Raw genomic sequence first — 14,232 nt, forward strand, 5'->3', positions numbered from 1 at the left:
GTTGAGTCGAGGGTCGGCTAGGCCAACCGGCCCTCTTGTTGCAAAAGAGCGCCGATGCGCTGGATTTCGTTCTCGCCTTTTTCCAGTGCGGCTTGGCTGGTGTGCACCGAGTAGTCGCCCATCACCAGGTCGTGGGGATGCTTGGCCGCCGAGCCGAGCACGAAGGAGGTTGCGCCCTTGGCAACGATGTCGATGGATTCGCCGGACTCTTCGAAGACCACCATTTCCCCGGCATTGACGCGGCCGCCGGCGTCGAGGCTGCCGTCGTTGACCGCCAGCCAGGCAACGGTGTGCCCGGCCGGTGGCGTGTAGCGCCAGCGTTCCTGGTCTTTCAATTGCACGGCCAGGTAGTTCATGCCTGCCGGGGCTGCCACACTGCTGCGGGCCGCGCCATATTGGCCGAGCAACACCCGCGCCGGACCTTCCCGGGGGATATCGGCGGGTGCCAGGTAGACGCTGTGGGCCGGCGCATTTTCTTCAGCGGCCGGCAGCGCGACCCAAAGCTGGAAGCCATGGATCGACGAGCTGCCGACCGGCCGAGCGTCATGCCATACGCCGTTACCGGCTTGCATCCACTCCATGCCATCGCTGGGCAGTACGCCCGATTGCCCAGTAGTGTCTTCGTAGGCCACCTGGCCTTCGATCATGTAGGTCAGCGTCGCGATCCCGGAGTGCGGGTGCATGCCGAAACCTCTGTGCATGGCTTCGGCCTTGAACGCGAAGAGGTCGAGAAACACAAAGGGCTTGCAGAGTTGGCCGAGGTCGCCCGGGCTCATGAGGCGGGTGATCGGCCCGTGGCGATTGCCCCGGGTGCGGTGGACGATGGTGCGCGGTGGCGCGACGACGATGCTATTCATGGGTGACCTCGGATTCGTGAGCGTTGGGGGCCTCGATGCGAGAAGGATAAGTGCCTGGTAATGGATTGATTAGCCGATACAATCGGATTGAACTCATCCAAAAAACGAAGGAATGGCGACCTGATGCTCGATCTGAATGATGTCGCACTGTTTGTCCAGGTGGTGCGCAGCGGCAGCTTTGCCGAAGCAGCCAGGCGGCTGGGCATGCCCTCCAATACCGTGAGCCGGCGCGTCCAGCAGTTGGAGGCGCAATTGGGGAAGCGACTGTTGCAACGCTCCACTCGCAAACTCACGCTGACTCAGGTGGGGCAGGGGTTCTATGAGCGCTGCGTCAGCGCCGTGGACGGGCTGACCGAGGCGGGACAGGAGCTGATGAAGGGCAGCGATGAACCCAGCGGCCTGGTGCGTATCGCGGCGATGGCGGATTTCTTCGATTTTTTCCCGATGCAATGGGTGGCGGACTTCCTCGCAGCCCATCCTCGGGTGCAGCTTGATTTCGTGCTCAGCGATGCCCGTGTCGACCTGATTGCCGACCGCATCGACGTGGCCTTTCGCGGCGGTCCGCTACAGGACTCCGGGTATGTCGGGCGCCAACTCCTCAAGAACGACGGTGACGGCATGGTTGCCAGTCCCGCTTACATTGCCAAGCGCGGTGCGCCGACTTCGCTGGAGGACCTGGCTCACCATGACAGCGTGAGCTTCGCCCATCCCAGCGGCTTGAGTCACTGGCGGCTCATTGGCCCAGACGGTGCGGAGCAGGAAGTGCAGGTTCCCAGCCGCTTCAACGCCAACACTGCTCAAGCGCAGCGCAAGGCTGCCGTGGCGGGCCTGGGCATCGCCGTGCTGCCCTCGGCGCTGAGCCGCGTGGATCTGGAAGCTGGAAGACTGGTCCGTGTGTTGCCGCAATACCAGCGTATCGGCTTCGGCCTCAATGTACTTTATCCGAGCCGGCGCCAATTGCCGCTGGCGGTCTCGGCGTTCATTGGGCTGGTGATGGAAAAGCTGGAGCTCAAGGCGTTTCCGGCGCGGTTGGAGTAGGCCGGTCAGTCAATATCCATTGCCTTCAGAACTTGCCCCCTCCTGAATCGCCTGATCCATATCGGGCGTGCAGCCAGTTTTTTCCTTCCCTGCAACGATAAAAACCCTCGTTTCGCAAATCCCCGCCCGCCAACACAATCGCCCCGACACCTTCCATCGATAGTCGCAGCCGCAGAACAACAATTCAGAACCCGAGGCGGCGTCATGCCGACCTGAACCGAACCTACTGCCGGAAGTGCACAGACATGCCTTTTGAAACAACTCACATCGATACGCTTGTCATAGGCGCCGGTCAGGCCGGCGTGGCCATGAGTGAACACCTGAGCCGGCAAGGGGTGCCTCACCTTGTGTTGGAGCGCAGCCGGATTGCCGAGGCCTGGCGCACGGCGCGTTGGGATTCGCTGGTCGCCAATGGCCCGGCCTGGCATGACCGTTTTCCGGGGCTGGAATTCGAAGGGCTCGACCCCGATGCTTTCGCGGCGAAGGATCAGGTGGCCGATTACTTCGAGGCCTATGCCCGCAAGTTCAACGCGCCGATCCGTACCGGCGTGGAGGTCAGGAAAGTCGAGCGCACTGTCGGCCGTCCGGGTTTCACCCTTGAAACCTCCGAGGGCCGGATCGAGGCCCTCCATGTGGTCGTTGCCACCGGACCGTTCCAACAGCCAGTGATCCCGCCGATCGCGCCGGAACTGGCGACGGTTACCCAGATTCACTCCGCCCAGTATCGCAACCCCAACCAACTGCCCGAGGGCGCTGTGTTGGTGGTGGGAGCCGGTTCGTCAGGGGTACAGATCGCTGATGAATTGCAGCGTGCCGGCAAGCAGGTCTACCTCTCGGTAGGCGCCCATGATCGTCCGCCGCGAGCCTATCGCAACCGGGATTTTTGCTGGTGGCTCGGGGTGCTCGGCGAGTGGGATGCGGAGGCCGTCAAACCCGGCAAGGAGCACGTGACCATCGCCGTGAGCGGTGCCCGTGGCGGCCATACCGTGGATTTCCGCCGGCTGGCCCATGAAGGCATCACCTTGGTGGGCCTGACGAAATCGTTCAACGCCAGCGTGGTGACCTTTGAAGACAACCTGGCCGAGAACATCGCCCGTGGCGACGAAAACTACCTGGCGCTGCTGGATGCCGCCGATGCCTACATTGCCCGCAATGGCCTGGACCTGCCGCTCGAACCCGAAGCCCGCCAGCTGCCGCCTGATCCGCACTGCCTGACCCAGCCGATCCTGGCGCTGGATTTGGTCGACGCAGGCGTGACCACGATCATCTGGGCCACCGGCTATTCGGTGGATTACAGCTGGCTGAACGTCGACGCGCTCAACACCAACGGCAAGCCCCGGCATCAACGCGGGGTCTCCAGCGAGCCGGGCCTGTATTTCGTCGGCCTGCCCTGGTTGTCACGGCGCGGCTCGGCGTTCATCTGGGGCGTGTGGCATGACGCCCGGCATATCGCCGACCACATCGTGAAGCAGCGCACCTATCTCGCTTATCGGGACGCCAGCCAACGCCAGGATGGGGACGTTCAGGGAAAAACCTCCGTTCACGATTCGCACCCTTTGAAAACCAGCCTCACGGGAGTCCGTTGATGCCTACTCATACGCGCATTCGCATGTTCAACACCAAGGACACCTATCCGAACCAAACGCTGGACAACGACCTGTGCCAAGCCGTGCGCGCCGGCAACACCGTCTATGTGCGCGGCCAGGTCGGTACCGATTTCAACGGCCAACTGGTGGGCCTCGGCGATCCTCGCGCCCAGGCCGAGCAGGCCATGCGCAACGTCAAGCAATTACTGGAAGAAGCCGGTAGCGACTTGAGCCATATCGTCAAGACCACCACTTACCTGATCGACCCGCGTTACCGCGAGCCGGTGTACCAGGAGGTCGGCAAGTGGCTCAAGGGCGTATTCCCGATTTCCACCGGGCTGGTGGTCAGCGCCCTTGGCCAGCCGCAGTGGCTGATGGAAATCGACGTGATCGCGGTCATCCCCGAATAAGGAGTGCAGCATGACTTTTTCCATCGTCGGGCGTTGCGCCGAAACCGGCCAGCTGGGGATCGCCATCAGTTCCTCGAGCATTGCCGTGGGTGCCCGTTGTCCCTGGTTGCGGGCCGGTGTCGGCGCGGTGTCGAGCCAGAACATCACGCTGCCGGCCCTCGGCCCGCTGATCCTGGACGAGCTGGCTGGTGGCCTGACGGCGCAAGAGGCCGTGGATCGTGCCCTGGCGCGCAATGGTTACAGCCAATACCGCCAGGTGGCCGTGGTCGATGCCCACGGACACACGGCGATTTTCAGTGGCAGCCATGCCCTGGGCACTCACCACGCACTGGCCGGTGAACAGTGTGTGGCGGCCGGCAATCTGTTGGCGAGCACGGGTGTGATCGAGGTCATGGTCGCGGCTTTCGAACGCAGCGAAGGCTGTCTCGCGTCACGTCTGCTGAGCGCGTTGCAGGCCGGACAGGCGGCGGGTGGCGAAGCCGGGGCGGTGCACTCGGCGGCGCTGTCGGTGGTGGATGACTTGACCTGGCACATCGTCGATCTGCGGGTGGATTGGGCCGAGGAAAACCCCATCGGCGAACTGGAGAAACTCTGGCTGGCCTATCAGCCACAACTGCAGGATTACCTGACCCGTGCCCTGGACCCGACATCGGCGCCCAGCTATGGCGTGCCGGGCGATGAGTGAGCTGCGCAGCCGGGCAATGTTCGCCAGTCTGGTGGGCTTCGCCACGATCAGTCGCGATTCGAACCTGGCGTTGATCACGTTCGTTCGCGATTACCTGCAAGGCTTGGGCGTGGCCTGCGAGCTGATCTACAACCCTGAGCGGACCAAGGCCAACCTGTTGGCGAGTATCGGTCCGTCGGTGCCCGGTGGCGTGGTGTTGTCCGGGCATACCGACGTGGTGCCGGTGGATGGACAGGCCTGGACGGTGGATCCGTTTTGCTTGAGTGAGATGGACGGCAAGCTGTTCGGGCGCGGTACGGCGGACATGAAGGGCTACCTGGCGTCGGTGCTGGCAGCGGTGCCGACGTTCCTCGCCAGCCCGCTTCTTCGCCCTGTGCACTTGGCGTTTTCCTATGACGAAGAGGTCGGTTGCCTGGGTGTGCGCAGTCTGCTGGAGGTGCTGCCTCAACGCATTCCCCAACCGGCGTTGTGCCTGATCGGCGAGCCCACCCAACTCCAACCGGTGCTGGGCCACAAGGGCAAGTTGGCGATGCGTTGTCACGTCAAAGGGGCGGCTTGCCATTCGGCCTACGCACCTTATGGCGTGAACGCCATCGAGCAGGCGGCGCGCCTGATTGGCCGATTGGGCGAGATTGGCGCAGACCTGGCCGACCCTTCGTTGCATGACACGCGCTTCGACCCGGCGTATTCGACGGTGCAGGTCGGGGTGATCCAGGGCGGGACGGCATTGAACATTGTCCCGGCCGATTGCTGTTTCGATTTCGAGGTGCGCGCCTTGCCGGATTTCGCCCCGCAGGCGGTGGCCGAGCAATTGCAGGATTTTGCCGAGCGAACACTGCTGCCGCCGATGCGTGCGGTGCAGGGCGACACCGCGATCCGTTTTGAACAGCTGTCCGCCTATCCGGGCCTGGCGACTTCGCCTGACAGCGCTGCCGCGCAACTGATTGCCCGCCTTTGCGGCAGCGCCGCGTTCAGCACCGTCGCGTTCGGCACCGAAGGCGGACTGTTTCATCAGGCCGGCGTGCCAACGGTGGTGTGTGGCCCCGGCAGCATGGACCAGGGGCACAAACCTGACGAATACGTGAGCGTTGAACAAATGGCCGCCTGCGACCGCTTGATGGATCGGCTGGCGAGCTATCTCTGTGAACCCAATGATTGCTGACAGCAGGTGCCTTAGGACGATGACTTCAATGGAAGGAGCTTCCTGGTGGTCAGCCAGGCGACAAAGAACAGGCCGACAAGAGCCTTTGCTGTAGACCCTACCGCCCGTGTTTACGGTCACCTTTGAGTCCCGTCACCGGCTCGTGCGGGCGAGCTGGTATTTTCGAGGAACCGCTTCATGTCCAGATCCTTGCGTTGCAATATTGCGTGTGCCCTGGCGTTGTTGAGTACCAGTGTTATAGCCGCGCCACAGAGCCTGACCGTGATTTCCTTCGGCGGCGCTACCAAGCAGGCCCAGGACAAGGCCTACTTCCAACCCTTCAACGCCAGCGGTGCGGGAAGCATCGTGGCCGGCGAATACAACGGCGAGCTGTCGAAGATCAAGGCCATGGTTGCAGCCGGGCATACCAGCTGGGACGTGGTCGAAGTGGAAAGTCCCGAGCTGTTGCGGGGCTGTGAAGAAGGGCTGTTCGAGAAGCTCGATCTGGGGCGGATGGGCGACCCGGCGAATTATGTGCCGGGGGCCCTCAATGAATGCGGTGTCGCCACCTACGTCTGGTCGATGGTCCTGGCCTACGACCAGAGCAAGCTCGCCAAGGCGCCCAAGTCCTGGGCGGATTTCTGGAACGTTGCCGAGTATCCGGGCAAGCGCGGCCTGCGCAAGGGTGCCAAGTACACATTGGAAATCGCTTTGCTGGCCGATGGGGTCAAGGCGCAGGAGTTGTACAAGGTGTTGAATACGCCGGAAGGCGTGTCCCGGGCCTTCGCCAAGCTCGACCAGATCAAGGCGAACATCCAGTGGTGGGAGGCCGGCGCGCAACCGGCGCAGTGGTTGGTGGCAGGGGATGTGGCGATGAGTGCCGCCTACAACGGACGTATCGCTTCGGCGCAAAAGGAAGGCATGAAGCTGAGTATTGTCTGGCCGCAGAGCCTGTACGACCCGGAGTACTGGGCGGTGGTCAAGGGCACGCCGAACAAGGCCCTGGCCGAGCAATTCATTGCTTTTGCCAGCCAGCCACAGACCCAGAAGGTGTTCTCGGAAAACATCCCTTACGGACCGGTGCATCGCCAGACCCTGGCCTTGCTGCCCGCGGCGGTGCAGGCGCAGTTGCCCACGGCCGAGGCCAATTTGGCCGAAGCCCAGGCGGTGGATGCCGAGTTCTGGGTCGACCATGGCGAGGAACTGGAGCAACGCTTCAACGCCTGGGCGGCTCGCTAGGCACACCTTTGTGGCGAGGGGATTTATCCCCACTGGGCTGCGCAGCAGCCCCAAGCCCGGTTACCTCGGTGTATCAGGGAGATTGCGTTCGACCTGTTTGGGGTCGCTTCGCAACCCAGCGGGAGCAAGCTCCCTCGCCACGGGGTTGGTGTTTTACTTACAGGCCGGGGCGGGCGGGCCTGCTTTGGCTCACGGTAACCACTGCTTGAATTGTTCCTTGCAGTAATCGACAAACAACTGCGCCGGCTTGGTGAGGTGCGCGCGCTTGAGCCAGCCGGCCACCAGCGCCGACCCGGTCACGTCCTCGGCGATGTCGACGCACACCACTTGTTGCCCATCGTAGGTGCAGGTGGACTGCGGCCGGGTCACCAGCACGGCAAAACCGAACGCCTGGCCGACCATGCCACGCACCATCTCGATCGACGGCGAGCTGAACACGATGTTCGGTGTCAGGCCCAACTCTTCGAAGATGCTCACGAAATAGGTCCGGCTGGGTTGCACGTCCAGCAGGATCATTGGCTCCAGCGCCAGGTCACGCAGCGACACTTGGGCCTGACCGGCAAAGCGATGCCCCGCCGGCAACAATGCATAGGGTCGCTGCGGCGCAGTCAGCGCTTCGGTCTCGATGGTGCTGTCCAGGTCGTGCTCGTAGAAAATCGCCAGGTCGAACCGTCCACCGGTCAAGCCTTGCACCAGCTCCTGTTGCTCACCGTCCTGCACGCGGATTTCCACCCCCGGGAAGCGCTGGCGGAAACCGGCGATCAGACGCGGCAGGTAGAGCGGGGCGACGGTTTCGAAACAGCCGATGTCAATCTGTCCGCTGACCACATCGTTATCGGCCAACGCGTTCTGTTCGAACTCCCGGGCCATGCGCAACAGCTCCTGGGCCTTGCGATAGAAGCGGGCGCCACCCGGGGTCAACGACACGCCCTGGGCGTGATGACGGATGAGCAACTGCACACCGAAACTGTCCTCCAACCCCTTGATGGCCGTGGCAATCGATGGCTGGGCGATGTACAGCTTGCGAGACGCTTCAGCGACGCTGCCGCATTCGACGGTGGTGACGAAGTACTTGAGCTGACGCAGGGAATAGGACGCCACGGCGCACCTCGATCCAGATGGGTCTGCCTACCTTACCGTGTGCACGCGGGGCAGGGCATGGGCATTGATACGGATTTTGCTGGGCATTGACGATATTCAGACTGGCTTGGGCAAGGGCGCAGCGCACCCCTGCGCTGCGCTATGCGTGACCCAGGTTTCCGCAGCCACTCCTTCCACCGGGTCAATTATCCGTTTTTGGCACAATTGCATGATCTGGCTCCCGGGCGGAATGGAACTTGCCTGACCGTTGACTCCTAAGCCCAGGAATCATCAAAGGTCGGGTCAATGAACAACCACAACATGGCGCAGCCACCGGTCTCCGCAGACGTGTTGCCGACACTGCCGATCAATCGGTTCCGCACCGCAGACATCGACGAGCACGCCCGGAACATGGGCGGTTGGCAGGTGAGCTACGACCAGTTGACCCCCGGACGTTTCGAAGGCGAACTGATCGAACTGCGCTGCGACTGGATGCAACTGGTGCGCGACCGCTCTAATCAGGCCCTGACCAAGCGGGGCATCGCCTGGGAGGGCGCGATTACCTTCAGCGTGCCGCTGAGTGCCGACGGGCCGGTCTTTTGCTCGGGGCACCCCATTGTCGAACCGAGCCTGCTGGTCGCCTGTGGCCATAACCTGCCCGAGTTGCGCACGCCCCAACATCTGGACCTGCTTGGTGTCGCGATCGAGGAGCAGGCACTGGAGCATGTGCTGGAGCGCCAGGGTAGCCGCTTTCGAATTACCGATCTTCCCAAGTGTTACCGCCTCGGCGACTCGACGCTGCCAGCCGAGCTCGCGGTGCTGTTCGATGATCTCGACGGCGGCGAGCAGGGGCGCGACTCGTTGCTGGGGTACGAATCGATCCGCCGGGGCCTGCGCGACACGGTGATGCTGCATGTGCTGGAACTGGTGGCGCCGGACGAGGCGCCACCACTCAACCCCACGGCGCGCAAACGCATGGTCGACCGGGCCCGGGAGTACGCCCTGGCCCATGTCGACGAACCGCTGTCGATCCTTGACCTGTGCAACCACATCGGCGCCAGCCGACGGAAATTGCAGTACTGCTTCCAGGAGACGCTGGGCATCAACCCGGTGGCTTATTTGCGTGCGCTGCGCCTCAATGCCGTGCGTCGTGAACTATGCAATGGCGATCAGCCGTTGGGCGTACAAGAGGTGGCGGCACGCTGGGGGTTCTGGCATTTGAGCCGGTTTTCCAGTGATTACCGGACCCTGTTTGGCGAAACCCCGTCACAAACCTTGCGTCGCACGCATCTGTGCTGAAAACGGATAACGGCTGACGGACCGGCTCCCTAGGATGACCCCAACACCACATGGTCGTAGGGGCATTCGATGAATCAGAATAAAAACACAAACGTCTGGCGCTGTACGTGGTTGACCCTGGGGCTGATTGGTACCTGTACCGCAGCCCATGGCACCGAAAACGGCGCGCCGACCACCGCAGTCGGGGTCTACGATTTCGGTGCAGGCATGATGCCGCCGGCCACGCCTTTCGGGACCGTCGGCCTGCGTACCGCGTTCTATTCGGCCAACGTGCAGAAGGATCGCCACGGCAAGTCCGTGGACAACAATCTCTCCCTGGATGTGCTGTCCATCGGCGTCGCCTACATGCGCATGACCGATTACACCGTGCTGGGCGCCAAGTATGGCTTCGGCGCCGTGGTGCCGTTCTTCCAGATGGACGCTTCGCTGCAGGTGCAGACGCCAGTCGGCCCGCTGAACCTTGAAGCCGATCCGTTTCGCATGGCTGACATGCAGGTGCTGCCGGTGATCCTGCAGTGGACGCTTTCGCCGAACCTGTTCGTCAATGCCCAGTTCCAGATCCAGGCCCCCACGGGCGATTACGACAAGGATCGCTTGATCTCACCGGGGCTCAATCACTGGACCTTCTCGCCGATCCTCAACGCCACGTACATCTCCGACAGCGGTTTCGAGGTGTCTTCAAGCTTCGAAGCCGACATCAATACCCGCAACCACGACACCGACTACAAGAACGGCGTCGAGTACCGTCACGAATTCGCCGTGGGCCAGCACGTCGGGCCATGGACCTTGGGTGTGGGCGGGTACTACTACCGTCAGTTCACCGATGACGACGCGCCGGGACTGGAAACCGGCAATCGCGCCCGGGTGTTGGCCGTCGGGCCGGCGGTGAGCTACTTCAAGCCTGGCATCCCACCGGTGTGGCTGCATGTCTACAAGGAACTCGATGCGCGCAACCGCGCCGAAGGCTACACCGCGGCGCTGCGTATCTCTCAAAGCTTCTAAGGGGCTCGCCATGAACCAATCAAGTTCCGTTTCAACGGCCGGCGCCCCGTGGCGCCAGGCCGGTCGACGCGAAGGGCTGGTGCTGATGCTGGGCAGCAGCCTGACCATCATGGGCTCAGTGATGGTCGCGCCCATCCTGCCCCGGCTGGGCGCCGAATTCGGTCCGCTGGACCCGCGAGCCGATCTGTTGGTGCCGCTGGCGATCACCGGGCCGGCCCTGGCGATTGCTGTGTGCGCGCCGTTGGCCGGCTGGCTGGCTGATCGGGTAGGGCGCAAGGTCTTGCTGGTGGTTGCCACGTTGCTTTACGCCGTGCTCGGCGCGCTGCCGGCCATGCTCGATAGTCTGACTTCGATTGTCGGGGCACGGCTGTTATTCGGTTGCACCGAGGCGGCGGTGATGACCTGCTGTGCAACCCTGATCGCGGACTATTGGCACGGCGAGGAACGCCTGCGCTACGTCAACCGCCAAGTGGTGACCATCGGCCTGGTGGGGGCGCTGTTTTTCGTGGTGGGCGGCGTGCTCGGCGAGCACTCGTGGCGGTCGCCGTTCCTGTTGTATTTGCTGCCGCTGTTGCTGGTGCCGGTGATGATGAAGGTGCTGTGGGAGCCACCTGTGGCGAAGTGCCGGGCGGTCGAGCAGCAGGTCCATGAATCGGGGCCGGCCAAGGTCGCCGTGCTGCAACTGGTGGTCGGCTATTTGATGATTCTGGGTGGCATGGTGCTGGCCTTCGTCATGGCCATCCAGGCGCCGACATTGTTGGTTGGCCTGGGCATTACCTCGAGCACGATGATTGGCCTGGCAGCTGGACTGAGCCTGCTGGCGACCCTGGGCGGCTCGTTGGCCTGGCCCATGTTGCGCCGCCGCTTTGGCATCGCCGGTTGCAACGCCTTGTTGCTGGGACTAATGGGGATCGGGCTGTGGCTGCTGATGCGCGCGCAAAGCTACAACGCGGTGCTGGTGGCCGCGCTCATCCAGGGCCTGGGTTCCGGGTTGCTGGTGCCTAACGTCATGGCGCCAGTGATGAATGCCTTGACCGCCAGCACCCGTGGTCGCGGCTTGGGCGGGTTCACCTCGTTTCTTTACTTCGGCCAGTTCGTCAGCCCGCTGGTGGTGGCTTTTGTGGCCGCTTTTGCCGGTGACCTTCGCCAGGCCATCCAATGGCTGGCGTTCGCCAGTCTTGCTTCAGCGCTGCTCTGGGTGATCGTCGGCCTGCGAGCGCGGGGCCACGGCCAGGCAAACGCCCTCGGATCACGTCAATCGTCATGAAATAAGGAACCTGAAGCATGGGTATGCAAGACATCCACCACTTGATGGACAACGAAGACGCCACCGGGCTGGCCGAGTGGGTCAGGCGTGGCGAAGTCCAGCCCGGCGAACTGCTTGAGGCGGCCATCGAGCGCCTTGAACAGGTCGAACCACAGATCAATGCCGTGGCCGAGCGGTTGTACGAATCGGCACGGGAGTCGGCGCGTACCGCCCAGGTCGGGCAAGGCCTGCTGGCCGGTGTGCCGACCTTGATCAAAGACCTGTTTTCACCGGTCAACGGCGCGGCGATGACCAACGGTTCCTGCTCCCTGGGCGATGCTCGTGCGGAGTTCGAATCAGAAATCGTGACGCGTCTACGGCGCGCAGGTTGCCAAGTCGTGGGCACCAGCACATCGCCGGAATTCGGTACGTCGTATTCCACCGAATCCTCGCGTTTTGGCGCCACCCGCAACCCATGGAGCACCGACCACAGCGCCGGCGGCTCCAGCGGTGGCGCCGCGGCGCTGGTGGCGGCCCGAGTAGTGCCGTTCGCCCACGGCAATGATGGCGGCGGGTCTTTACGGGTGCCGGCGTCCTGCTGTGGCGTGTTCGGGCTCAAGCCCAGCCGAGGCCTGTTGCCGTCGGGGCCGATGGTGGGCGAGGGCTGGGCCGGAATGGGCACGCCCCATGCGATCACCCTGTCGGTGCGCGATAGCGCGGCGCTGCTGGACGCCACCGCCGGGATGGACCTGGGCGCGCCGTACGCGGCGCCGGTCCAGGCACAGCCTTATGTGACGGCAGTGCTGCGTGATCCAAAGCCGTTGCGCATTGCCCTGGTCGAACAGCTCGGCCCTTGGCCGACGTCGCCGCAGAGCCTGGAGGCTGTGCGCCAGGCCGCGCGGTTGTGCGAGTCCCTGGGGCACCGTGTCGAACCGGCAAGCCTGCCGGTGGTGTTGCCGGAATTCCTGGATCAGGTCTTTACCATCATCGGTGCAAGCAGCCGTCATTACGTTGACCTGCTGGGGCAGATACGTGGTTTTGCAGTGCGGGCCGAAGAACTGGAAGTACGCACCCGGATCATCTTGCGGGACAAGGGTAACGTCAGCGGCGCCCAGTACGCGGCTGCCGTGGAATGGATTCATGCCCTGGGTCGGCAACTGGCGGTATTCATGCAGGATTACGACCTGGTCCTGACGCCGGTCCTGACCCGAGAACCGGTGCCGATTGGCGAACTGGACATTCAGGATGTGTGCATGAGCCTTGATCAACTGCTTGAGCGATATCACAGCTATTCGCCGTTCACCGCACTGTTCAATGCCAGCGGCCAGCCGGCAATGTCGGTACCGTTGTCCTGGAGCGCCAACGGCCTACCGATGGGCGCGCATTTCGCCGGTCGCTTTGGCGAGGAAAGCACCTTGCTGGCCCTGGCCGCGCAACTGGAACGTGCCCAGCCGTGGCGCTGCCGAGTCCCGCCGGTCAACGCCTGTCGTCGTTGATCACCGCTGTAACCCTGTGGTGGACATGACGTCCATGAACACCCCGAGACCCATGTGGGAGCGAGCCTGCTCGCGAAGACGGCGGTACATTCAGCGTCGAGGCAAGCTGATCCACCGCCATCGCGAGCAGGCTCGCTCCCACAGGGAATCTGCGCTGTCCAGGCGATTCAGGTTTCAGATGAAGACGATCTCATACGGCATGCCCATGCGATCAAGAATGACCCGTGGTACCAGGGGGGAGATGCCGCTGGCGGGTTCGCCGTTGAGCTGGCTGGCATAGGCGTGCATCGCGTGACGCTTGCGGGCAGTGGTCCAGACGTCCAGGCGCAGCTTGCGTGCCCGGTGCCAGGGTATTTTGTTCTGCTCGCGGACTGGCCAGTGCCAGGCCCACACCGGCAGTTCGTTAAAGACGGCCCCAATGTTTTCAGCCACCAGGGCCCCGGCGCGGCCGACCGTTTCGTGGTCGGTGTCGCCATCCTTGCGCCAAGTGCTGAACACCACGTCTCCGGGGTGCAGATACCGACCAATGAAGGCGGCTATTTGTGCTTCATGTTCGACCAGGTTTTTTTCCGGGAAGCCGCCGCGCACCCATTGCAGGCCATGGGCCGGTATGCCCAGCCGATGCAGGGCGTCGACGCTTTCCTGGGGGTGAGGGCGGTGCGTGCGCAGACGCTCATCGCTCCACAACGGCGAACCGGGATGGCCGAGGCTGCCGTCGGTGATCGAAATCAATAACATGGGCTGGTCCAGACTGCTCAGCAACTGGAGCAATCCGCCGCAGGCCCCGACTTCATCGCCCGGATGTGGCGCGAGGATGACGGCGCGAGCGCCGGCCGGGATGAGCGTTTGGGTACTGATGATAGGAATGTCGGCCAATTGCGGGGCGCTGTTCCATATTTGCGGGTGCTGCCGACTTTGCAAGCGAGAGGCGGGTTTCATGGGGGACGTCCTTGTTGAATTCAATCTTTCAGTCATGCACCGGGCCGACTGCCCGATGGCGCCCATAAGGGCCTGACTGCGATCCGCAGCGCTCCTGATCCTGGAGTACCGTACGCGAAGTATTGACTATGTCGACCGATTCGTCGCGTCACATGTCTATCTGAGCTGCATTTTTCTACTCGAACTGAGTTGCACAGTATTGAAGAACCGCGTC

At 63.1% G+C, this 14,232-nt stretch carries 13 protein-coding genes; 10 read left to right on the forward strand and 3 right to left on the reverse strand.

Features of this window, described 5'->3' with window-relative positions:
• Positions 1–17: 17 nt before the first annotated feature.
• Positions 18–857, reverse strand: a complete 840-nt coding sequence (locus QNH97_RS12675) for a pirin family protein (protein ID WP_283557134.1) — start codon at positions 855–857, stop codon at positions 18–20.
• Between the two features lie 123 nt (positions 858–980).
• Here QNH97_RS12675 and QNH97_RS12680 point away from each other — a divergent pair, with 123 nt between their 5' ends.
• The 6 genes from QNH97_RS12680 to QNH97_RS12705 all read left to right on the forward strand — a co-directional run bounded on the left by QNH97_RS12680 (position 981) and on the right by QNH97_RS12705 (position 6,956).
• On the forward strand, positions 981–1,895 hold the full coding sequence (locus QNH97_RS12680) for a LysR family transcriptional regulator (RefSeq protein ID WP_283557135.1): 915 nt from the start codon (positions 981–983) through the stop codon (positions 1,893–1,895).
• Between the two features lie 245 nt (positions 1,896–2,140).
• The gene (locus tag QNH97_RS12685; RefSeq protein ID WP_283557136.1) at positions 2,141–3,481 is read left to right on the forward strand and encodes a flavin-containing monooxygenase; all 1,341 of its coding nucleotides are present in this window, start codon (positions 2,141–2,143) and stop codon (positions 3,479–3,481) included.
• Entirely contained in the window at positions 3,481–3,891 is a 411-nt protein-coding gene (locus QNH97_RS12690; RefSeq protein ID WP_003201555.1) for a RidA family protein, read from the forward strand. The genes QNH97_RS12685 and QNH97_RS12690 overlap by 1 nt, the downstream gene beginning before the upstream one ends.
• Before the next feature lie 10 nt (positions 3,892–3,901).
• On the forward strand, positions 3,902–4,576 hold the full coding sequence (locus QNH97_RS12695) for a DUF1028 domain-containing protein (RefSeq protein WP_283557137.1): 675 nt from the start codon (positions 3,902–3,904) through the stop codon (positions 4,574–4,576).
• Entirely contained in the window at positions 4,569–5,738 is a 1,170-nt protein-coding gene (gene argE / locus QNH97_RS12700) for an acetylornithine deacetylase (RefSeq protein WP_283557138.1), read from the forward strand. Before QNH97_RS12695 ends, argE begins: the two co-directional genes overlap by 8 nt.
• 177 nt (positions 5,739–5,915) lie before the next feature.
• Entirely contained in the window at positions 5,916–6,956 is a 1,041-nt protein-coding gene (locus QNH97_RS12705) for a gamma-aminobutyric acid-binding protein (RefSeq protein ID WP_283557139.1), read from the forward strand.
• 189 nt (positions 6,957–7,145) lie between these two features.
• On the opposite strand, the gene QNH97_RS12710 is transcribed toward QNH97_RS12705, so the two are convergent.
• Positions 7,146–8,057, reverse strand: coding sequence for a LysR substrate-binding domain-containing protein (locus QNH97_RS12710; RefSeq protein WP_283557140.1), 912 nt, complete (start codon positions 8,055–8,057; stop codon positions 7,146–7,148).
• 285 nt (positions 8,058–8,342) lie between these two features.
• Between QNH97_RS12710 and QNH97_RS12715 the strand changes: the two genes are divergently transcribed.
• The 4 genes from QNH97_RS12715 to QNH97_RS12730 all read left to right on the forward strand — a co-directional run bounded on the left by QNH97_RS12715 (position 8,343) and on the right by QNH97_RS12730 (position 13,079).
• Positions 8,343–9,335, forward strand: a complete 993-nt coding sequence (locus tag QNH97_RS12715; RefSeq protein WP_283557141.1) for a helix-turn-helix domain-containing protein — start codon at positions 8,343–8,345, stop codon at positions 9,333–9,335.
• Positions 9,336–9,404: 69 nt separating this feature from the next.
• A complete protein-coding gene (locus tag QNH97_RS12720; protein WP_283557142.1) occupies positions 9,405–10,337 on the forward strand; it encodes a SphA family protein in 933 nt (310 codons plus the stop codon).
• Between the two features lie 10 nt (positions 10,338–10,347).
• On the forward strand, positions 10,348–11,604 hold the full coding sequence (locus QNH97_RS12725; RefSeq protein ID WP_283557143.1) for an MFS transporter: 1,257 nt from the start codon (positions 10,348–10,350) through the stop codon (positions 11,602–11,604).
• Positions 11,605–11,621: 17 nt separating this feature from the next.
• Positions 11,622–13,079 carry an amidase gene (locus QNH97_RS12730; RefSeq protein ID WP_283557144.1) on the forward strand — a complete coding sequence of 486 codons (1,458 nt, stop codon included), beginning with the start codon at positions 11,622–11,624 and terminating at the stop codon, positions 13,077–13,079.
• A gap of 174 nt (positions 13,080–13,253) precedes the next feature.
• Here the strand turns inward: QNH97_RS12730 and QNH97_RS12735 are convergent, their stop codons facing one another.
• Positions 13,254–14,018, reverse strand: coding sequence for a PIG-L deacetylase family protein (locus QNH97_RS12735; RefSeq protein ID WP_283557145.1), 765 nt, complete (start codon positions 14,016–14,018; stop codon positions 13,254–13,256).
• Positions 14,019–14,232: the final 214 nt, after the last annotated feature.

It is taken from the genome of Pseudomonas sp. G2-4, assembly GCF_030064125.1.
In the GTDB taxonomy this organism is placed as follows: domain Bacteria; phylum Pseudomonadota; class Gammaproteobacteria; order Pseudomonadales; family Pseudomonadaceae; genus Aquipseudomonas.